16 protein-coding genes are annotated in these 21373 nt (G+C 44.2%); 12 read left to right on the top strand and 4 right to left on the bottom strand.

Annotated elements, in window-relative coordinates; translation table 11 throughout:
• Position 1: 1 nt before the first annotated feature.
• Positions 2-538 (top strand): ribonuclease domain-containing protein, encoded by a 537-nt coding sequence (locus ABCM67_RS04995; RefSeq protein ID WP_022426502.1) that lies wholly within the window; start codon positions 2-4, stop codon positions 536-538.
• A gap of 82 nt (positions 539-620) precedes the next feature.
• Here ABCM67_RS04995 and ABCM67_RS04990 read toward each other — a convergent pair whose 3' ends face one another.
• The 3 genes from ABCM67_RS04990 to ABCM67_RS04980 form a co-directional block, all read right to left on the bottom strand.
• The gene (locus tag ABCM67_RS04990) at positions 621-1607 is read right to left on the bottom strand and encodes a 2-hydroxyacid dehydrogenase (protein ID WP_022426501.1); all 987 of its coding nucleotides are present in this window, start codon (positions 1605-1607) and stop codon (positions 621-623) included.
• Between the two features lie 241 nt (positions 1608-1848).
• Positions 1849-3123, bottom strand: a complete 1275-nt coding sequence (gene aroA, locus ABCM67_RS04985) for a 3-phosphoshikimate 1-carboxyvinyltransferase (RefSeq protein WP_022426500.1) — start codon at positions 3121-3123, stop codon at positions 1849-1851.
• A 71-nt stretch (positions 3124-3194) separates the two neighbouring features.
• On the bottom strand, positions 3195-4286 hold the full coding sequence (locus ABCM67_RS04980; protein ID WP_015525209.1) for a prephenate dehydrogenase: 1092 nt from the start codon (positions 4284-4286) through the stop codon (positions 3195-3197).
• 405 nt (positions 4287-4691) lie between these two features.
• Between ABCM67_RS04980 and ABCM67_RS04975 the strand changes: the two genes are divergently transcribed.
• From ABCM67_RS04975 to ABCM67_RS04950, 6 genes are all read left to right on the top strand, one after another.
• Positions 4692-5414: a phosphatase gene (locus ABCM67_RS04975; RefSeq protein WP_015525208.1), complete on the top strand. Its 723-nt coding sequence runs from the start codon at positions 4692-4694 to the stop codon at positions 5412-5414.
• 149 nt (positions 5415-5563) lie between these two features.
• Complete coding sequence (locus ABCM67_RS04970) at positions 5564-7654, top strand: elongation factor G (RefSeq protein WP_022426499.1); 2091 nt, start codon at positions 5564-5566, stop codon at positions 7652-7654.
• Between the two features lie 159 nt (positions 7655-7813).
• Positions 7814-7984, top strand: a complete 171-nt coding sequence (locus ABCM67_RS04965; protein WP_015525206.1) for a hypothetical protein — start codon at positions 7814-7816, stop codon at positions 7982-7984.
• A complete protein-coding gene (locus ABCM67_RS04960; protein ID WP_147603492.1) occupies positions 7981-8988 on the top strand; it encodes a LacI family DNA-binding transcriptional regulator in 1008 nt (335 codons plus the stop codon). The genes ABCM67_RS04965 and ABCM67_RS04960 overlap by 4 nt, the downstream gene beginning before the upstream one ends.
• A gap of 219 nt (positions 8989-9207) precedes the next feature.
• Positions 9208-10884 carry an alpha-glucosidase gene (locus ABCM67_RS04955; RefSeq protein ID WP_022426497.1) on the top strand — a complete coding sequence of 559 codons (1677 nt, stop codon included), beginning with the start codon at positions 9208-9210 and terminating at the stop codon, positions 10882-10884.
• Between the two features lie 14 nt (positions 10885-10898).
• Positions 10899-12890, top strand: a complete 1992-nt coding sequence (locus ABCM67_RS04950) for a TIM-barrel domain-containing protein (protein WP_022426496.1) — start codon at positions 10899-10901, stop codon at positions 12888-12890.
• Positions 12891-13107: 217 nt separating this feature from the next.
• Here ABCM67_RS04950 and ABCM67_RS04945 read toward each other — a convergent pair whose 3' ends face one another.
• A complete protein-coding gene (locus tag ABCM67_RS04945; RefSeq protein WP_342992592.1) occupies positions 13108-14337 on the bottom strand; it encodes a dicarboxylate/amino acid:cation symporter in 1230 nt (409 codons plus the stop codon).
• A gap of 253 nt (positions 14338-14590) precedes the next feature.
• Here ABCM67_RS04945 and leuS point away from each other — a divergent pair, with 253 nt between their 5' ends.
• The 5 genes from leuS to ABCM67_RS04920 all read left to right on the top strand — a co-directional run bounded on the left by leuS (position 14591) and on the right by ABCM67_RS04920 (position 21185).
• Complete coding sequence (gene leuS / locus ABCM67_RS04940; protein ID WP_021652634.1) at positions 14591-17008, top strand: leucine--tRNA ligase; 2418 nt, start codon at positions 14591-14593, stop codon at positions 17006-17008.
• A gap of 342 nt (positions 17009-17350) precedes the next feature.
• A complete protein-coding gene (locus ABCM67_RS04935) occupies positions 17351-18712 on the top strand; it encodes a radical SAM protein (protein WP_021652633.1) in 1362 nt (453 codons plus the stop codon).
• Between the two features lie 91 nt (positions 18713-18803).
• Entirely contained in the window at positions 18804-19460 is a 657-nt protein-coding gene (locus tag ABCM67_RS04930; protein WP_022426494.1) for a VTT domain-containing protein, read from the top strand.
• Between the two features lie 87 nt (positions 19461-19547).
• A complete protein-coding gene (locus ABCM67_RS04925; protein ID WP_022426493.1) occupies positions 19548-20834 on the top strand; it encodes a chloride channel protein in 1287 nt (428 codons plus the stop codon).
• Between the two features lie 147 nt (positions 20835-20981).
• Positions 20982-21185, top strand: coding sequence for a hypothetical protein (locus tag ABCM67_RS04920; RefSeq protein ID WP_015525195.1), 204 nt, complete (start codon positions 20982-20984; stop codon positions 21183-21185).
• Positions 21186-21373: the final 188 nt, after the last annotated feature.

Genomic DNA, 21373 nt, shown 5'->3' with positions numbered 1-21373 from the left:
CATGAAAAAGTTCAGATATTTTATCCTGGTGCTTGCCGGGGTGGCAGCGATGATGCTGGGAGGATGCAAAGATAAGGAAAAATACGACGAATCTGCTTTTCAGGATGACCTGGAACCTCTGAGTGAGGATGAAGTGGAGGCCATGGACCAGAATGGTGACGATGAGATGGCAGTAGCTGATGAAAGTGACCTGGAGCAGCTGCAGGATTCTGAAAATGCTGCAGGATCAGGAGACACAGATGGGTCCGCTTCATCGGATGCAGCAGACTCACAGAGCGAAAAGAAACTGGATGAAAATGGCACCTATACAGATAAAGATGAAGTGGCCCAGTACATTTATGAGTATGGCCATGTACCTTCCAATCTGACTGCTGCAGACTATGATAATGCAGACAGTATGCTTCCGGTAGAGGATGGCGTCACCTATCAGCAGTGCAGCCTTGATGATGCAGGGAAACAGAAGCTGATCTTCACTCAGGATGCAAAGCGCATTTATTACACAGACGATGACGGACAGTCTTTTGACGAGATCTATTAAAATCAAAAGAACAAAATAAGACCCCCGGATACAGATAAACGATCAGTATCCGGGGGATTTTGCATGTCAGGTCTGAGACTGATCAGTGGACCAGATTTTTCATTTCAGCTCCATCCATAAAAGTTTTTGCGTTTTCCAGGGTTGTCTCCGCAATATTGGTCAGTGCTTCTACCGTAAAGAATCCCTGATGTGAGGTCATGGTCACATTTGGGAAGGACAGAAGACGCTGGATCGTGGAAGTAGGAAGAATGCTGCTTGACATGTCTTCATATACATATGCGGATTCTTCTTCGTAAACATCCAGACCAACGGCGAAGAATTTGTGATCACGGATACCTGCGATCAAATCATCGGTTTTGATCAGTCCACCTCTGGAGGTATTTACAAGGATCACACCATCTTTCATTTTTGCAATCGTTTCGGAGTTGATCAGATGCTCTGTTTCCGGAGTCATCGGACAGTGCAGACTGATCAGATCACTGGTGGAAAGAAGTTCATCCAGTGAAACATACTCCAGAAAGTCAAGATTTTTATTAGGGAAAAGATCATAAGCAATTACCTTCATGCCAAAGCCGCGACAGATTTTTGCCATTGCCTGACCGATTTTTCCGGTGCCGATGATGCCGGCAGTTTTCTGATAAAAGTTAACGCCCATGAGACCGTTCAGTGCAAAGTTATTTTCACGGCATTTGATATATGCCTTGTGGGTGTGCCGGTTGGCGGTAAGTGCCAGTGCCATGGCGTGTTCGGCAACTGCTTCCGGAGAATAACCGGGAACACGTGCCACCTGGATCCCGCATTTTGCTGTAGTTTCCAGATCAACATTATTGTATCCGGCACAGCGCATCAGGATCAGTTTTACACCCTGGCGGTGAAGCTCTTCAATGACCGGTGCGCCAAGGTCTGCATTTACAAATGCACAGATGGCATCGTAGCCGTGGGCAAGAGCTGCGGTTTCTTCATGGATATTTGCTTCAATGAATTTAACTTCAATACCAGGATAGGACGGAAGCAGCTTCTCAAAAAATTCTCTATCGTAGCTCTTGGTGTCATAAAACAAAATTTTCATAATTGTTGCTCCTCTCTGGAAATAATTATTTTCCGAAAAAATAATACCATAATAGTAGGAATTTGGAAAGTGGGGAAAGCGATAAAATTTATCAAAAAAATGGTTTTGTTTTGGAATTATGATATCCATAATAAATAAAAATTATACGAAATACAAAAAAAAGAGAGCATTTTATGCACTGTCATCTGATGGAACAGATGTTGTGATACATGAAAATGCTCTCTGTCTGGATATGAGATAATTATTCAGCCAGACTATAAAGATCAGAATAGAATTCCGGATAGGAGATGTTGACACATTCTCCATTTTTGATGGAAAGTGTTCTTTCACAAAGCAGTCCTGCTACTGCAAAAGACATGGCTACACGGTGATCCAGATGAGAATCGATCTCTGCGCCATGAAGGGCTTTTCCACCATGAATGATCATGCCATCTTCGGTTTCCTGGATCTCTGCGCCCATTTTCCGAAGATTTTCCGTCATAACCTGGATGCGGTCGGACTCTTTGACACGAAGCTCCTGTGCATCCCGGATAACAGTGGTTCCTTCTGCAAAAGCTGCCATAACGGCGATCATCGGAAGTTCATCGATCAGAGTAGGAATGATCGCGCCTTCTATTGTGGTCCCGTGAAGCGCAGAGGAGCGGATCAGAAGATCGGCAGTAGGTTCGCCCTCTGTGGTTTCATTGAGAAGAGTGATATCTGCTCCCATGGCCCTGCATACACGGAGGATGCCGTCACGGGTCGGGTTGATCCCCACATTTTTCAGAAGGATCTCACTGTTGGGAACAAGAAGACCTGCTGCGATAAAATAAGCTGCAGAAGAGATATCTCCCGGAACCAGGATCTCACGTCCGTAAAGAGATGGGTCCGGTTTGATAGATGCTGTTGTTCCCTCTGCGGTTACATTGGCACCAAAGTAATTCAGCATGATCTCCGTGTGATTTCTGGAAAGGACCGGTTCTGTTACACGGGTAATGCCGTCAGAGTACATTCCGGCAAGAAGTACGCAGGATTTTACCTGGGCAGATGCTACCGGAGAATTGTAGTGGATGGCATGGAGCTTTTTTCCGGAGATCTTAAGCGGTGCACATCCGTTTCCGTTGAGACTTATGATATCGGCACCCATTTGGGAAAGCGGAGTCATGATCCGTTTCATAGGGCGTTTCTGGATGGAAGCATCGCCGGTAAGCTCTGATACAAAGTCCTGTCCTGCAAGGATCCCGGAGATGAGGCGGGTGGTGGTACCGCTGTTACCGACGTCAAGAGTCTCTGACGGAGCACTGAGACCATGGAGACCTTTTCCGTGGACCAGGATCTCTCCTTCTGTATTTTCAATGTTAATACCCATTTTCCGGAAACAGGAAATAGTGGAGAGACAGTCTGCACCCTCCAGAAAATTTGTGATTTTGGTAGTGCCTTCTGCAAGAGAGCCGAACATGACAGCTCTGTGAGAAATGGATTTATCTCCGGGAATGGCAAGAGAGCCGGATAATTTTTTTGCTTTTTTGATTTCCATATTAGTACCTGCCTGTATTGTTATTTTTGAAATACATGGCAGCAGATCGGATATCTGCTGCCGTTTATATATCAGCGTTCGCAGATCTTGTAATTACGTTTTGTAAGAAGCACTTTAGCCTGCTCCAGAGCTGCGTCTGTATAAAATTCGATCTTCAGAACGCCATCTTCAAATTCTCGGTTGTGGATAATACCGATATTTTTGATGCTGACCTTTTCTGTTGCAAGGATGGTTGCGATGGTTGCAATGGCACCGGCCTCATCTGCCACATCGATATAAAGGACATAGGAGCGGGGGATCAGGCTGTTGTCTACAATGTCAATGGAGTCACGGTAATCCTTGGAGCTTGCAAACATGTCAAAGATGTTGTCAGCTTCTTTGTTGTCAATGGAACAGCGGATCTGGATCAGCATACGGATAAATTCATCCAGAACCGTGGAAATGTTTTTCTGATTTTCCAGACAGATCTGTTCCCACATAACCGGTGAAGAAGAGGCAATACGTGTGATATCACGGAAACCGCCGGCTGCGATCATTTTCATATACTGGGCGTCGTTATCCAGAAGATTTACAAGATTTACAAGAGCGGAGGCTACGATATGAGGAAGGTGGCTGACTCCTGCCGTGATGAAATCATGTTCTTCTGCAGTGATAACAAGGGGGATCGCACCAAGAGAGGAGATCAGTTCTGTGAAATCAGAAATCTTTTCCAAAGCAACTTCTCCTCCTGGAGTGATGATATAATAAGCATTTTCCAGAAGATGATCACTGGAATTGGAAAAACCGCTGCGTTCGGAGCCTGCCATAGGATGACCGCCGATGAAGCGTCCTTCAAGTCCGAGCTCGGTTACTTTTTCGTGGATAACACTTTTTACACTGCCTACATCTGTGAGGATACAGTTCTTTCCAAGAGAATCTTTGATCTTTTCCATGTATTCCACATTAAATTCTACAGGTGCACAGAGAAAAAGATAATCACAGTTATATAACTGCTCATCGTCAATATCACAGATCCCGTTGATCACGTTTAAACTGACTGCCTCTGCCAGAGCACTTCTGTCTTTGTCAAAGGCAAGCAGGCGATAATCCGGGTGAAATTTTCGGATGGTTCTGGCAATGGAGCCGCCGATCAGTCCAAGGCCGATAAAACCTATGGTTTTCATAGTACTTCAGAGTCCTTTCAGGTTACTTTTTACTTTTATTCTTTAATAGTGTAAATCACGACTATATTGTAAAAGAAAGTGTGAAAAATGTCAACAAATGTTAGCGGAAACAGGAAGGCCATTTTTGTAGCTGTTTACCGGTAATGTTTTGCGAACAGGGAAGAGTAATAGAAAGTTACTGTTCATTGGTAATATTCCGCGAGGTGTTTTTTGTGAGCGAAGGTCACGGAAAACCCGAGACATACCGCGCGAATTTATGTGATCAGCATAAATTCTGTGCATCGCGAAGCGTGTTGCTGAGAACGGAGTGAACAGTAACAATAGAAAAAGGCTTGAGAAATCGGAGATTTCGGACGTATAATATAATAAGAAAAAAACAATATAAGATACAGAGGAGAATTTATCATGAAATATCAGTCAGTTATGGATCTTCACACACATACCGTAGCCAGCGGACATGCATACTGCACACTTCGCGAGATGGCCAGGGCTGCTTCCGATAAAGGTCTTGAACTCCTGGGAATCACAGAGCATGCACCGAAAATGCCCGGAACCTGTCATAAGTTTTATTTCCAGAATATAAAGGTAGTACCCCGTGAAATGTACGGGATCCAGCTGCTTCTGGGTTCGGAGGTAAATATCCTGGATGCGGCGGGAACGGTAGATCTTGAGCAGAAAACCCTGGAGAAGCTGGACGTGGTCATTGCAAGTCTTCATGTTCCATGCATCAGACCAGGCAGCAGACAGGAGAATACGGAGGCCTATCTTAATGCTATGAAGAATCCGTGTGTCAATATCATCGGACATCCGGATGACGGAAGATACGAGGTTGACTATGAGGCGCTTGTACAGGGCGCCAGAGAATACGGTAAAGTCCTGGAGCTGAACAATCACTCCATGGACCCTGACTGTAACCGTGAGAATGCAGTAGAGAATGATACCATCATGCTGGAATACTGCAAAAAATATCGGGTACCTGTGGTTATGGACAGTGATGCCCATTTTGATCTTCTGATCGGGGAATTTGATCTTGCCAGAGACCTTCTGACTAAACTGGATTTTCCGGAAGAGCTGGTACTGAACCGTTCTGTGGATGCCGTGAAAAAGTATGTAAACCGGAAATTCTGAAAGATAGACGACTGTTCTGTATTAATTGACGGTAATACGAAAAACTTTCTGAAAAAAAGTTGTCAAAATTGAATAAAATACTTGAAATTTGCATGGAAATTTAGTAAAATGTGAACATATTAAGTAAGACAAACAGGGAGGTATTACATATGGACGTTTTCAGAACAGACCGAATCAGAAATGTAGTCCTATTAGGTCATGGTGGCGCAGGCAAAACAACGCTGGCTGAGGCAATGGCTTATCTGGCAGGTATGACAAGCAGACTCGGACGTGTTGAGGATGGCAATACTGTCAGCGATTATGACAAGGAAGAAATAAAGAGACATTTTTCCATCACAACTTCTCTGATCCCGGTACCATGGGATAAGATGAAGGTAAATGTACTGGATACTCCCGGATACTTCGATTTTGTGGGAGAAGTTGAGGAGGCAGTCAGTGCCGCAGATGCAGCGATCATCGTTGTTTCCGGTAAGGCCGGTGTTCAGGTTGGAACACAGAAGGCATGGAATCTCTGCGAGAAATATAAACTTCCGCGAATGATCTTTGTTACAGATATGGACGTGGATGATGTCAGCTATCGTGAGGTCGTGGAAGAGCTGACAGAGCTGTACGGCAAGAGGATCGCTCCCCTTCATTTCCCGATCCGTGAGGATGGTAAGTTTGTAGGTTATGTCAATGTTGTGAAGCAGGCAGGAAGAAGATATATTGATAAGGCCGGCAAGGAAGAATGCCCGGTTCCGGATTATCTGACAGAATATCTTGAGAAATATCATGAAACTCTGATGGAGTCTGTTGCAGAGACAAGCGAAGAATTTATGGACCGTTATTTCGAGGGAGATACCTTCTCCGTAGCGGAGGTTTCCGCCGCTATTGCAACCAATGTACAGGATGGAAGTATTGTTCCGGTATGCATGGGATCACCGGTGAACCTTCGCGGTGTATCTAACCTTCTGGATGATATCTGCGGTTACTTCCCAAGCCCAAGCGGACGTTCCTGCAATGGTATCGCACAGAAGACTAACGAGATCTTTGAGGCCAATTATGACTTTGCCAAGGCAAAATCCGCCTATGTATTTAAGACTATCGCGGATCCGTTCCTTGGTAAATATTCTCTGATCAAGGTATGCTCCGGTGTGCTGAAATCCGATGATACACTTCTTAATGTAGAGAAAGGAACAGAGGAGCGTGTAAACAAGCTTTATGTCATGGAAGGTTCCAAACCGATCGAAGTTCCGGAGCTTTTTGCAGGGGATATCGGTGCCATTGCCAAGCTTGGCAGTGTACAGACCGGTGACAGCCTTGCAACCAAGGCGAATCCAATCCTTTATCCAAAGGCTATACTTTCCACACCATATACATATAAGAGATTTAAGGCAGTGAAAAAGGGCGACGAGGATAAGATCGCACAGTCCCTTGCCAAGATGATGACAGAGGACAGAACACTGAAGGTTGTCAATGACAGTGCAAACCGTCAGAGCCTGATCTACGGTATGGGTGATCAGCATCTTGATATCGTTGTCAGCAAGCTGAAGGAGCGCTATAAAGTGGATGTGGAGCTTTCCAAACCGAAGGTTCCGTTCCGTGAAACACTCCGTAAGAATTCAGATGTAGAAGGCAAACATAAGAAACAGTCCGGCGGACACGGACAGTATGGCCACGTTAAGATGCGCTTTGAGCCATCTGGCGATCTGGAGACACCTTATGTATTTGAGCAGGTAGTTGTAGGTGGTGCAGTTCCGAAGAACTACTTCCCGGCTGTTGAGAAGGGACTTCAGGAATGTGTTCTCAAGGGACCTCTGGCTGCATATCCGGTTGTTGGTGTGAAGGCAACCCTTTACGATGGATCTTATCATCCGGTAGATTCTTCTGAGATGGCATTTAAGATGGCAACTATCCTTGCCTTCAAGAAGGGCTTTATGGAAGCGTCTCCTGTACTTCTTGAGCCGATCATCTCCATGAAGGTTACAGTTCCGGATAAATATACCGGTGATGTTATGGGAGATCTGAACAAGAGACGTGGTCGTGTTCTCGGAATGAATCCGGACCACGAAGGAAATACCATCATTGAGGCAGATGTTCCGCTTCTTGAAATCTATGGTTATTCCACTGTCCTTCGTTCCATGACCGGTGGAAGCGGAGATTTCTCCTATGAATTTGCACGCTATGAGCAGGCTCCTAATGATATCCAGGAGAAAGAGATCGCGGCACGCGCAAGCAAGGTTGACAGTGCTGACGAATAAACAGAGATATTTTTTGAGGGCAGAATAAAGAGTTGACAGGCTGCAGCATTTGCTGTAGCCTGTTTTTAGATGCGTTCGTGAATAAGCAGTCAGAAAAACGAATTGCGCTCATACAGGTTATTGAAGTATGAGCAAAAAAGAAAAGAGAGAGGACAAAAAATGTTAGTATGTGATTATATCGTGGAACAGATTGACGGAGATTATGCACATTTGAAGCGTGTGGATCAGCCGGAGGAGGAACTGAAAGTAGTTGCCAGAGCATTACTTCCGGCAGAAATCTATGAGGGCTGTGAGCTTCATTATGAGCTGATGCAGTATTCAATGAAATGATAAGGCTGCAGGATATCGCGGATATGGCAGGTGTCAGTCGTACAACCGTATCCAATGTGATCAATGGAAATACAAAACGGGTTTCACAGAGCACCATTGACCGGATCACGGCGATTCTGAAGGAGCAGAATTATGTTCCCCACATGGGATCTGTGATGCTATCCGGACACGGCTCAAGGATCATTGGAGTGGTTCTTGGTTTTTCCTTCATTCATGGTATGCAGTCTCTGCAGGATTCTTTTGTGGGAGAGATCACCGGAACGCTGCAGGTCGAAGCAGAAAACAGAGGCTATTATATTATGCTCATTGGCGGTGAACGGATCGATAATGTGGTAGATATGGCATCCCGTTGGAATGTAGAGGGTCTTATCATTATAGGGTATAATGAAGAACAGTATCATCAGCTTTCCAGAAAGCTGAATAAAAAAATGGTATTGATCGATGCCTATCCGAAGGGTGGATATAGCTTTCAGAATGTAGGAGTGGATGATTATTCCGGCGGATATCAGATTGGGGAATATCTGCATTCCTGTGGATACCACCGGGCACTTTTTGTTGCGGAAACAGAGCAGGACAGTGATTATGCCAGATGGCTTGGATTCAAACAGGCTATGGAAAAAAATGGCGGCTTCTGCAGCCGCTCCTGCTATGTGGTGGTTCCCCAGGAACCCCGGCGCAGACTGAAAAAATATGAAGAGCTGCTGCCTCATTTTCTGGAGACAAAGGCTCTGGCATTTTCTTCGGATTACACAGCTGTGGAGGCCATCAATTTTTTTACAGACAGGGGAATTCGGATTCCGGATCAGATTTCCATTACCGGCTTTGATGATAATTTTTATGCGCAGATCGTCAGGCCAAAGCTGACCACCATTCATCAGGATGTTCATCAGAAAGCAGTTCTGGCCTTGCGGAAGCTGCTTCTTATGGCAGAGGGAAAGGAACCTGCCGAAAAAAATGTAAAAAGCCCTGTCTGGCTTGTAAAGAGAGATTCTGTAAAAGAGTAGCAGGATCTCTTTTTTTATGTTGTGATGACTTTTCCTGGCACATCATCGAAATACGGTTGGAAATTATTTTTAGAGGCCAGTAGTGCTTTATTGTTAAAACTGCATAAAAAAAACAGAAAAGTTTGGCAGTAATTTAAGTTTCACGAGAAACTTATTGATTTTAAAGGTGGGATAGGATATGCTGATTTCAGAATCAACAGAAAAAGGAGGCAATTTACCATGAAAAAAAACTGGTGGAAAGAAAGCGTGGTATATCAGATCTACCCGAGAAGTTTTAAGGACAGCAACGGAGACGGAATTGGTGATATTCCCGGGATCATAGAAAAACTGGACTATCTGAAAGAACTGGGAGTAAATGTTCTCTGGATCTCACCCATGCTGGAATCTCCGCAGGATGACAATGGCTATGATATTTCCGATTACCGCAGGATCTATAAAGAATATGGAACCATGGAGGATTATGAAAAGCTTCTTGAAGAAGCGCATAAACGGGGCATTAAGATCCTCATGGATCTGGTCGTAAACCATACTTCCGATGAACACAACTGGTTTATTGAAAGCAGGAAATCCAAAGATAATCCTTACAGGGATTACTATATCTGGAGAGAGCCGGTGAATGGAAAAGAACCGAATAACTGGGGAAGTGCGTTCGGAGGACCTGCATGGGAGTATGATCCTCAGACAGAGATGTATTATCTTCACCTGTTTTCAAGAAAACAGCCGGATCTGAACTGGGAAAATGAAAAGGTTCGTCAGGAAGTTTACGATATGATGAATTTCTGGTGTGAAAAAGGAATCGACGGTTTCCGAATGGACGTGATCAGCATGATCTCCAAGGATCAGTCATATCCGGATGGAGAAATGAATGGAGGATTATACGGTGATTTTGGTCCTTACTGCGTCCATGGCCCGAGGATCCATGAGTTTCTTCAGGAAATGAACAGAGAGGTTTTATCCCGATACGATGTGATGACAGTTGGAGAAACCTCCGGTGTGACTATCGAAGAGGCACAGAAATATGCAGGTGAGGACAGAAATGAGCTGAACATGGTGTTTCAGTTTGAGCATGTAGAGGGCCAGGGATCAGACCATGGTAAATGGACTACCGAGAAATACGATTTCCAGGAATTTAAAAAGGTTATGATCAAATGGCAGGAAGAGCTTGCGGGAAAAGCATGGAACAGTCTGTTTCTTGGAAATCATGACCAGCCAAGAAGTGTTTCCAGATTTGGAAATGATAATCCGGCATACAGGGAAACTTCAGCCAAGATGCTGGCAACCTGTCTTCATATGATGCAGGGAACTCCTTATGTTTATCAGGGAGAAGAGCTTGGAATGACCAATGCTTATTTTACAGAGCTTAAGGATTATCGTGATATCGAGAGTATTCAGTATTTCCATGAATATACAGAAGCAGGTATTTATACACCGGAATATATGATGAAGTGCCTGATGCTGAGAGGACGTGACAATGCCAGAACACCAATGCAGTGGGAGGATTCTCATCAGGCCGGCTTTACGGAGGGAACGCCATGGATCAGGGTAAACTCTAATTATAAGGAGATCAATGCGAAGCAGCAGCTTTCAGATCCGAATTCTATTTTCCATTATTATCAGAAGCTGATCCGTTTAAGAAAAGAAAAACCAGTGATCGTTTACGGTGTTTTTGAGGCACTTTACAGAGATCATGATCAGATTTTTGCATATACCAGAACTCTTGAGGGAGAGAAGCTTCTCACAGTCTGCAATTTCAGTGAGCATGTGGCAGAAATGGAAATTCCGGAAGAATTTCAGAAAAATGCAGAATGTCTGATCACAAATCTTGGAAGAAAGGATTTTGGAAAGAAAGTGGTCCTGAAACCTTATGAGGCATTTGTTCTTTACAGAAATCTGTAACAGGAGAGGGAAAAATGATAAAAAAATATGTATATGGAGAGCCCTTTGAGACTGAGGCACTGACAGAAAACATTGAGACAGCAGAAGGAAAGCCAGGATATGGAGAAATCTGTGCAGAAGATGGATTTTCTTTTACTTATATCATGGATGAAGAGGATATCGTCTACGGATTGGGAGAATCCAACCGCGGTATCAACAAGAGAGGATTCATTTACACCAGTAACTGTACCGATGATCCGGAGCATACAGAGGATAAACATTCCCTGTACGGTGCACATAATCTTATCATTGTGTCCGGAAAAGAAACCTTTGGAATGTTTTTTGACTATCCGGCAGCGATCACCTTTGACATTGGCTATACCAGAATGGATACCATGAAGGTAACCTGCGAAAATGCAGACCTGAAGCTTTATGTGATTGAAGGGGAGAGTCCCTATGATATTGTAAAGCAGTTCCGTCATGTGATCGGAAGAAGCTATATCCCGCCGAAATTTGCCTTTGGATTTGGCCAGAGCAGATGGGGCTATACTACAAAAGAGGATTTCCGGAAGGTTGCAGCTGGATATCGTGAAAATCATATTCCTATTGATATGATCTATATGGATATTGATTATATGCAGTCTTATAAGGACTTTACATTAAGTGAAGAGAATTTTCAGGATTTTCCGGAATTTGTAAAGGAACTGAAGGATCAGGATATCCGTCTGATCCCGATCATCGATGCCGGCGTCAAGGTAGAGCCGGGATACGATGTTTATGAGGAGGGTGTTAAAAACCGCTACTTCTGCCAGAGAGAGGACGGCAGTGATTTTGTAGCTGCTGTATGGCCGGGGGATACTCATTTTCCGGATGTATTGAACAAAGATGCCAGAAAATGGTTCGGTGACAAATACCGTTTCCTGATCGAGAAGGGAATCGACGGTTTCTGGAACGATATGAATGAGCCAGCGATCTTCTATTCCACAGAGGGAATGAAAGAGGTCAAAGAGCTTGCAGGAGAATTTGCAAAAGATACGGAAGGAAAGATCCATATCTGGAAGATGCAGAGTGCACTTCGCAATGTTGCAAACAATCCGGAAGATTATCGGAGATTTTACCATAATGTGGATGGCAGAAAGATCCGCCATGACAAAGTCCATAACCTGTTTGGCTACAATATGACCAGAGCAGCAGGGGAGGCTTTTGAACGGATCGATCCGGAAAAACGTTTTCTGATGTTCTCCAGATCATCCTATATTGGTATGCATCGTTATGGTGGGATCTGGACCGGCGATAATAAATCCTGGTGGGCTCATATCCTTTTGAACCTGAAGATGATGCCATCTCTGAATATGTGTGGTTTCCTGTATGCAGGAGCAGATCTGGGTGGATTTGGCGCTGATACAACAAGAGAACTGCTGCTTCGTTTCCTGGCACTTGGAGTATTCACACCGCTGATGCGTGATCATACAGCGATCGGTACCAGAGAGCAGGAATGCTACCAGTTTGAAAATGTGGAAGATTTCCGTCATGTGATCGGTGTAAGATATCGTCTTATTCCATATCTTTACAGTGAATATATGAAGGCGGCTCTGAACGATGATATGTATTTCCGGCCGTTGGGCTTTGTTTATCCGGAGGATAAGATTGCTGTACATGTGGAAGACCAGCTGCTTCTTGGAAATGAGATCATGATCGCTCCGGTTTATGAACAGAACGCAAGAGGCCGTTATGTATATCTTCCGGAGGAGATGAAGTTTGTGAAATTCCTTCCGGATGGAACCATTGCAGAGGAGATCCTTGAAAAGGGTGTTCATTATGTAGAGGTGGCACTGAATGAGATTCCGTTGTTTATCCGGAAGGGAAAATGTATTCCGGTTGCAGAAGCAGCGGAATGTGTGGCAGCTCTGGATACAAAAAATATGCAGCTTCTCGGATATGAAGGTGCGGAGTATACCTTATATGAGGACGATGGGGTCCATAAGGATTACGATAGAGAAGAAAATTACCGTGTTCTGAAAAAATAAAGTCAGCAAAATGAAATATAAATTTCTGTGTTACATCATTTACGTTAAACAGTATAAAGAATACAGGATGTGAACAGTTGATAAACAGAAAAGCCGTAAGTATATGTGAAAGTTTCTTAAACATATATCTTACGGCTTTTGCTATTACTGCTTTACATAAAATTTTTTATGTAAAGTAATTCGCATTCTGTTTAAATAACACTTCAGAAAGATTTGTTTATGCTTCTTCCTCAATCCTGATAACATTTTTCAGTACAGAGCAGCATGCCATGTCACCGATAACATTGACACAGGTGGCGCCCATATCACAGAGGGTATTGATGCTGATATAAACACCAAGAACTCCGGCAGGAAGTCCGGCCATAGTTGCCAGTGCTGCGAAAGATGCGATAGCACCACCGGGAACACCTGGAGTACCAACGGAAAGCAGTACGTTTGCAAGAAGGATAATGATCATAAGAGGAATACTTACATGGATCCCGCAGGCGTTTGCAAAGAACATGATCATAAAGGACATCAGGATAGATACAGCATCCATATTAACGGTAGCACCAAGAGGAATGGCGATGCTGGTGATCTGGTTGGATACGCCCATTTCTTCTTCCATACACTGCTTGCTTAATGGAATGGTTGCGGAGCTTGAGCAGGTTCCGAAGGCGTTCAGTGCTGCTGGCAGGATCGCTTTCAGGAATTTCAGCGGACTCTGTTTGCCGATCAGCTTTACAGAGAAACCGTACACTACAATAGCGAAGCCAAAGAATGCCACATACAGAATGACAAGCTGTGTTGCAAGGGAAATGATCGTTTCAGTTCCGTTGGCTTCCACAACCGGTACGATGGTACAGAAAACACCGATGGGTGTAAAGTACATGATGGTTGTGATGATCTTCATGCATACTTCATTAATGGAATCAATCAGATTCAGGAATGGAGTTCCTTTTTCACCGACTGCGATCAGTGTGAAACCGATGATCAGGGCAAACACCAGAACCTGGAGCATGTTTCCGTCAGCAAATGCGGCGATCGGGTTGGAAGGGATCAGGTTTTTCAGGGTGTCAAGGATACTGCTCATTTCTGTAGCCTGGATATCGGCTGTTGCCATCTCAAATTTGACTCCCTTTCCGAGATGGATCAGTCTCGGGATGATCAGTCCGCACAGGCTGGCAAGTGCCGTTGTGCAGAGAAAATAGATCATGGATGCTGCAGTGATCTTGCCGGTAGTACGTGCGTTTCCGATGGAACAGATTCCAATGACAATGGAACAGAAGACCATGGGAAAGATCATCATGTTCAGGGCGTTCATGTAGATACTTCCGATCAGACTGGTCACAGTGAGGACAGGTTCAAACCGTCCGGCCAGGAAAAGTCCTGTGAGGATACCCAGGATCAGTCCTGTAAAGATCGCACCGGTAATATGCTTCCGGTACCAGGAATAAAAAGATTTCATTTATGCGTTCCCTCCTAAGATAAATATGTATGGTATGTATAATATAGGAAAATACATGCAGGAAATTATATCATGTGAAAAAAGAAGCGTCAACTAAACCAGGCCAGGATTGCAGGTTCATGTATATTTTGATGGAAAAAGGCTGTTTTTGGATTTTTGTTTGACAAATACATCATAAGTAGTTAAAATTAATAGCAGTGTGTGAAAGCATTAAAGTATTAATACTGAGTAATTTGTCAGGAGGAATAAAAAAATGGCTGCACCTTATAACCATAGAGCCATCGAAGCGAAATGGCGCACAAACTGGGAGAAAAAGCCGGTAAATGTCAATGATGGCAAGAAACCGAAATACTACTGTCTGGATATGTTCCCGTATCCGTCCGGAAACGGTCTTCATGTAGGACACTGGAGAGGCTATGTGATCTCTGATGTATGGAGCCGCTATAAAATGCTCCAGGGTTATTACCTGATCCATCCGATGGGATGGGACGCTTTTGGTCTCCCGGCTGAGAACTATGCCATCAAGATGGGTGTTCATCCGGCAGTATCTACAGCAGCAAACATCAAAAATATCAAACGTCAGATCAACGATATCGCAGCGATCTATGACTGGGATATGGAGGTTAACACAACAGATCCGGAATTCTATAAATGGACACAGTGGATCTTTGTAAAAATGTTCAAAGAGGGGCTTGCATATGAGAAGGAGTTCCCGATCAACTGGTGCCCTTCCTGTAAGACAGGTCTTGCAAATGAAGAGGTTGTAAACGGATGCTGCGAGCGTTGTGGCACTCCGGTTACCAAAAAAAACCTCCGTCAGTGGATGCTCCGCATCACAAAATATGCAGACAGACTTTTAAGTGATCTGGATAAACTGGACTGGCCGGAGAAGGTTAAAAAGATGCAGACAGACTGGATCGGCAAATCCTACGGCGCAGAGGTCGATTTCCCGGTTGAGGGAAGAGAAGAGAAGATCACGGTCTATACAACAAGACCGGATACTCTTCATGGAGCAACATTCATGGTACTTGCACCGGAGCATGCTCTTGCAAAATCTCTTGCAACAGACGAGACAAGAGAGGCTGTAGAGAAATATATCTTTGATGCTTCCATGAAATCCAATGTAGACCGTCTTCAGGATAAAGAGAAGACCGGTGTGTTCACAGGTACTTATGCGATCAATCCGCTGAACGGCGAGAAGCTTCCAATCTGGCTTTCTGACTATGTACTTGCTGATTATGGTACAGGTGCTATCATGTGTGTACCTGCTCATGATGACCGTGACTTTGAGTTCGCAAAGAAATTCGATATTCCGATCATCCAGGTTATCGCAAAAGATGGTAAAGAAATTCAGAATATGACAGAAGCTTACACAGAGGCTTCCGGAACCATGATCAACTCCGGTGAGTGGAACGGAATGGAATCTTCCGTACTGAAGAAGGAAGCACCGCATATCATCGAGAAGCTGGGTATCGGACGTAAGACTGTCAACTACAAACTGAGAGATTGGGTATTTTCCCGTCAGCGTTACTGGGGTGAGCCGATCCCGATCGTACACTGCCCGAAATGCGGTGCGGTACCGGTACCGGAGGATCAGCTTCCGTTAAGACTTCCGGAGGTAGAAAGCTACCAGCCGACAGGAACCGGAGAGTCACCGCTTGCAGCTATTGACGAGTGGGTAAATACCACATGCCCATGCTGTGGTGCTCCTGCAAAACGTGAGACAAACACCATGCCTCAGTGGGCAGGATCTTCCTGGTATTTCCTCCGTTATGTAGATAATAAGAATAATAAAGAACTGGTTTCCAAAGAGAAAGCTGATAAATATCTGCCGGTAGATATGTATATCGGTGGTGTAGAGCATGCTGTTCTTCATCTTCTGTACTCCAGATTCTACACCAAGTTCCTGTATGATATCGGAGCTATTGATTTCGATGAGCCGTTTGTCAAGCTGTTCAACCAGGGTATGATCACAGGTAAAAACGGAATCAAGATGAGTAAATCCAAAGGAAATGTTATTTCACCGGATGATCTTGTAAATGATTACGGATGTGATTCCTTACGTATGTATGAGCTGTTCGTAGGACCGCCGGAATTGGATGCAGAATGGGATGACAGAGGAATCGATGGTGTATCCAGATTCCTGAAACGTTTCTGGAATCTGGCTCTTGACAGCATTGAGAAAGATATCCCGGCTACCAAAGAGATGGAGAAGACCCGTCATAAGATGGTATACGATATCACCAGCAGACTTGAGGCCTTCAGCCTGAATACCGTAGTGTCCGGATTTATGGAATACACAAACAAGCTGATCGCTATCGCAAAACAGAATGACGGCGCTGTTGACAAAGAAACCATCGAGACAGTTACCATTCTTCTTGCGCCATTTGTTCCTCATATTGCAGAGGAGATCTGGGAGAAGCTTGGTCATGAGGATTCCATTTTCCATGCACAGTGGCCGGCTCACGATGAGGAGCTTATGAAGGATGATGAGATCGAGGTTCCGGTTCAGATCAACGGCAAGACCAAGGCTGTTATCAGTATTCCGGCAGAAATCTCCAAAGAAGATGCGATTGCCGAAGGAAAGAAGGCAGTTGCAGATAAGATTTCCGGAAATATCATCAAAGAGATTTACGTACCGAAGAAGATCATCAATATCGTAGTAAAGTAATAAGATAAATCAAAAACACCCGAAGCAGGGCGGAAGATATTTCTGCCTTTGCCAGGGTGTTTTTTATATGGATAAACATCGTGAAGTAAGTATGCACAAAAATAACGAATGTTATTTAGAATAAATGCCAATAATATTTAGGCATTTTAACAGATTTGCCTAGTTTTTGGTCATGCCAATTATATTGTCTATTGTTATTCAAATGGAAAAAACGTACAGTAACACCATGAGTCAGGCAAAGATAGTAAGAAAGCTTTGGTACTCGAAATGCAGTGTGACGGAATGAAGATGTCCGTTTAGCTAGATTGCATATTTACATTGAGAGAAATAAGGAGAGATAGTATGAGCGCAATGAACACACTTAAGAAATTCGGACTTGAACAGGCATTCAATTATGTTTATAAAGATCCGGATAAGAATTTTATCAAGATCATGGACTGGGCAGATAAATTTTCCGGTGGTGGATTTCCTACACAGAGAGCAATGATCCGCGCAGCCATTTCTAATCCGGAACATCCGTATTATCCGTTTATTCATAGATTGGTAACTGATATTGATCCGCATGTTATGAAAACTCTGGTTGCAAACTTCTTTATCAATGCAAATCTTGCAGGCTGGAAGAAACAGGATGAATGCCGTGAGAAATATGGCTGTAATATCCCGTGGGCAATCCTTCTTGACCCAACAAGTGCATGTAACCTGCACTGTACAGGATGCTGGGCAGCAGAGTATGGAAACAAGCTGAACCTCACCTACGATGAGATCGATGACATCATCCGCCAGGGTAAGGAGCTTGGCGTTTATATGTATATTTACACAGGCGGAGAGCCACTTGTAAGAAAAAAGGATCTGATCCGTCTTTGCGAGAAACATAATGACTGTATCTTCCTTTCCTTCACAAATGCAACACTGATCGATGAGGATTTTGCAAATGATATGCTTCGGGTAGGAAACTTTGTTCCTGCAATTTCACTGGAAGGATTTGAGACTGCAACAGATGGCAGAAGAGGAAATGGTGTATACCAGAAGGTTATCAAGGCCATCAATCTTCTCAGAGAGAAGAAGCTTGTATTTGGTATCTCTGCATGTTATACGAGTGCAAATTTCGAGTCTATCACATCAGAGGCATTTTACGACAGCCTGATCGATCTTGGAGCGTACTTTATCTGGTATTTCCATTATATGCCGGTTGGAAATGATGCAGCACCGGAGCTGCTTCCTACTCCTGCACAGAGAAGAGAAACCTATGAGCGTATCCGTAAATACCGTGCAACAAAGCCGTTGTTTGCCATGGATTTCCAGAATGATGCAGAGTTTGTGGGAGGATGTATTGCAGGCGGCCGTCGCTATCTGCATATCAATGCAAACGGCGATATCGATCCATGTGTGTTTATCCATTATTCTGATTCCAATATCCGCGAGAAAACACTTCTGGAAGCACTGCAGTCTCCGATGATGATGGCATATCATGACGGACAGCCGTTTAATGACAATATGTACCGTCCATGCCCGATGCTTGAAAATCCGCAGAAGCTGAGAGAAATGGTAGAAAAATCCGGAGCACATTCCACAGATCTTCAGTCACCGGAGAGTGCAGAGCATCTCTGTGCGAAATGTGACCGGTATGCTGAAAACTGGAAGCCGGTAGCAGAGGAAATGTGGAAGGAAGACCAGGAGAGAAAGGCAGCGAAGAAAGGCTGCTGATCCTGAAACTTAAAAAAGCAGAACTTATGAAAGAGCACGGTACCGGAAACAGGTGCCGGTGCTCTTTTTTTGAAAACGGAGGGATCAGACCATGAAAAAAATGATTGATAACATCAGAAAATATCTGCCGGCGGTGCTCCTTCTTGTGCTTCTCCTTTTCTGTATCCGTTATAGAGAGGATCTGTCTGTGGAAAAGATTCTGCGCTATACGCCGAAGGAACCTGTTAAGGCTGCATTGCTTATGCTTGTGTTTTATGCCGTGAAAAGTGTTTCCTTTGTATTCCCCATTGCGATCCTGCAGCTTGCTGTAGGGCATCTGTTTTCTACAGGAACAGCACTTCTGGTGAACTTTCTGGGAAGAGCAGTCACATTGGCACTTCCTTACTGGATGGGACGTTTTTCCGGCTCTTCCATGGTGGAGAATCTTACTTCCAAATATCCGAAGCTGAAAACAGTGGTGGACTATCAGAACGGAAATCCGCTGTATATCTCTTTTTTTATGAGAACGCTGAATTTTTTGCCCGGGGATGCAGTGAGCCTGTTTCTGGGCGCGGTGAAGATCCCGTTTGAAGTATATATGCTGGGCGGGATGCTGGGAACATTTCCGGGAGTTATCCTAGCCACGATATTTGGAGCAAATATCAAGAATCCCGGATCTCCGGCATTCTGGCTCTCCGCAGTGCTTCTTGTGATGATTAGTGTATTCTCGATCCTGATACACAGGCATATTTCACGGAAGAAAAAATAACAGGGCTTTCTCTTCCTGCTTTTACTGAGAGGAAAAATGTAGTATAATTAGTATAATGCAGACAGTAAAGAAAAGAAGGGAAGGAACATGGGGATCGATCATAACAAAAGATTAAAGGAACATTTATATTATTACAGTGCAAGAATCAGCCGGGATATCTCAAATCTGATCAAGTGGCTGGTTCTTGCTGTCATTACAGGATGTATCGTAGGTGCTGCCAGCACACTGTTTTCTTTTACGTTGAAGGCAGTGACCAGTTACCGGAAGGCGCATGAATGGATTTTTCTTTTGCTGCCATTATCCGGACTTGTCATTGTATTTTTGTATGAGAAGCTTGGAAAAGAGGATGGAGGGACCAATCAGGTTCTTTCTACCGTGCGTTCCAGAGATGATGTGCCAATCCTTTCTGCGCCTCTGATCTTTATCACAACGGCGCTGACTCATCTTACCGGTGGTTCTGCGGGACGTGAGGGAGCAGCGATCCAGCTTGGAGGAAGTATTGCCAACCAGCTTGGAAGATGGAGCCATCTGGACGAGGAGGACCGTCATGTAATTGTCATGTGCGGCATGAGCGCGGCGTTTTCCGCGCTGTTTGGAACACCGATGGCAGCGGCAGTTTTTGCGCTGGAAGTGGTCAGTGTGGGCGTGATGTATTATGCAGCACTGATGCCGTGTATGATCGCGTCATTGATCGCTTCCGGATTTGCAGCCGGAATGGGAGTCACACCGGAAAGTTTTCATGTGACGGATATTCCGGCACTGACTGTGGAAACTGGCCTGAAAATGGGAGTGATCGCTCTGGGCTGTGCAATTGTCAGCATTATGTTCTGTATTGCGCTGAATGGTGCAGCAGGACTTTATGGCAGATGGTTTAAGAATAAATATGTCAGGGTTGCAGTGGGCGCCTGCCTGGTCATTGTTGTCACCTTTATTCTGAGAACAGATGAATATATGGGCGCTGGTGCGGAGCTTATTGAAAAAGCGGTGGAAAACGGACAGGCGGATACTTTCGCCTTTTTTTGGAAAATGGTGCTTACAGCACTGACTATGCGCGCAGGGTTCCGCGGGGGAGAGATTGTACCTTCTTTCTGCATTGGAGCTACCTTTGGCTGTGTGATGGGTAATCTTCTGGGAATTTCTCCGTCGATCTGTGCAGCCTGCGGAATGGCAGCAGTTTTCTGCGGTGTGACCAACTGTCCGATTACTTCGATCCTGATCGCTTTTGAAATGTTTGGATTTAAGGGAGTATCCTTCTATCTGATCGCAGTATCTATCAGCTATGCAGCATCGGGATATTATGGCCTTTACAAGGATCAGACCATTGTGTACTCCAAATATAAAGCAAAATATGTGAACCGACATACCAGATTCTGATATAGAACGAAATGTAAAGGGGTGTGTATACTGGCATAATATCTTATGGAATACTGCATGGACATGGCTGGAAAATATCTGGACATCTGCGGAAATCTGATGTAATATATTAAACGTTAGTATTTACAGAAAGGCAGATTTTAAGGTATGGAAGAGAAGATTCTTGATTTTATCATGGAGTATGCACAGGAGAATGAGGGAGTCCCGTTTCAGGTGATCGAGGAGAATTTTAATATCGTTATGGATGATAAGCTGAAAGATATCATCAGTGATGCGATCTGGGACAGAGACAATGTTTCTGATGTGATCATGGAAAGTGAGCGTTATGTGATCACCTGTTTTGAAGATTAATACAGGGATATCTGTGACCGTTACGGTAATGGAATTAAGAAATCTGATATGGGGGCTGTCGCATTAGCAAATATTTTTGCTGGGCGGCAGCCCCGTTTTATGCCAAAATGGCGAGAGCGTTTCAAGTTTTGTGTAAACAGAAAAAACTGATATAAGATATGTCATTAGTTATCGAGGACAGAACCTGT

Origin of the sequence: Blautia sp. 2227st1_G12_2227SCRN_220401 (genome assembly GCF_039062885.1) — a bacterium.
Lineage (GTDB): Bacteria > Bacillota > Clostridia > Lachnospirales > Lachnospiraceae > Blautia_A > Blautia_A fusiformis.
The sequence above is the reverse complement of the archived record's forward strand: the minus strand, read 5'-3'. Positions and strand labels throughout refer to the sequence as shown.

Bases quoted from the DNA above. Each gene is read 5' to 3' on its own strand.
- ABCM67_RS04995 (WP_022426502.1), top strand. From the start codon at position 2: ATGAAAAAGTTCAGATATTTTATCCTGGTGCTTGCCGGGGTGGCAGCG.
- ABCM67_RS04990 (WP_022426501.1), bottom strand. From the start codon at position 1,607: ATGAAAATTTTGTTTTATGACACCAAGAGCTACGATAGAGAATTTTTT.
- aroA (WP_022426500.1), bottom strand. From the start codon at position 3,123: ATGGAAATCAAAAAAGCAAAAAAATTATCCGGCTCTCTTGCCATTCCC.
- ABCM67_RS04980 (WP_015525209.1), bottom strand. From the start codon at position 4,286: ATGAAAACCATAGGTTTTATCGGCCTTGGACTGATCGGCGGCTCCATT.
- ABCM67_RS04975 (WP_015525208.1), top strand. From the start codon at position 4,692: ATGAAATATCAGTCAGTTATGGATCTTCACACACATACCGTAGCCAGC.
- ABCM67_RS04970 (WP_022426499.1), top strand. From the start codon at position 5,564: ATGGACGTTTTCAGAACAGACCGAATCAGAAATGTAGTCCTATTAGGT.
- ABCM67_RS04965 (WP_015525206.1), top strand. From the start codon at position 7,814: ATGTTAGTATGTGATTATATCGTGGAACAGATTGACGGAGATTATGCA.
- ABCM67_RS04960 (WP_147603492.1), top strand. From the start codon at position 7,981: ATGATAAGGCTGCAGGATATCGCGGATATGGCAGGTGTCAGTCGTACA.
- ABCM67_RS04955 (WP_022426497.1), top strand. From the start codon at position 9,208: ATGAAAAAAAACTGGTGGAAAGAAAGCGTGGTATATCAGATCTACCCG.
- ABCM67_RS04950 (WP_022426496.1), top strand. From the start codon at position 10,899: ATGATAAAAAAATATGTATATGGAGAGCCCTTTGAGACTGAGGCACTG.
- ABCM67_RS04945 (WP_342992592.1), bottom strand. From the start codon at position 14,337: ATGAAATCTTTTTATTCCTGGTACCGGAAGCATATTACCGGTGCGATC.
- leuS (WP_021652634.1), top strand. From the start codon at position 14,591: ATGGCTGCACCTTATAACCATAGAGCCATCGAAGCGAAATGGCGCACA.
- ABCM67_RS04935 (WP_021652633.1), top strand. From the start codon at position 17,351: ATGAGCGCAATGAACACACTTAAGAAATTCGGACTTGAACAGGCATTC.
- ABCM67_RS04930 (WP_022426494.1), top strand. From the start codon at position 18,804: ATGAAAAAAATGATTGATAACATCAGAAAATATCTGCCGGCGGTGCTC.
- ABCM67_RS04925 (WP_022426493.1), top strand. From the start codon at position 19,548: ATGGGGATCGATCATAACAAAAGATTAAAGGAACATTTATATTATTAC.
- ABCM67_RS04920 (WP_015525195.1), top strand. From the start codon at position 20,982: ATGGAAGAGAAGATTCTTGATTTTATCATGGAGTATGCACAGGAGAAT.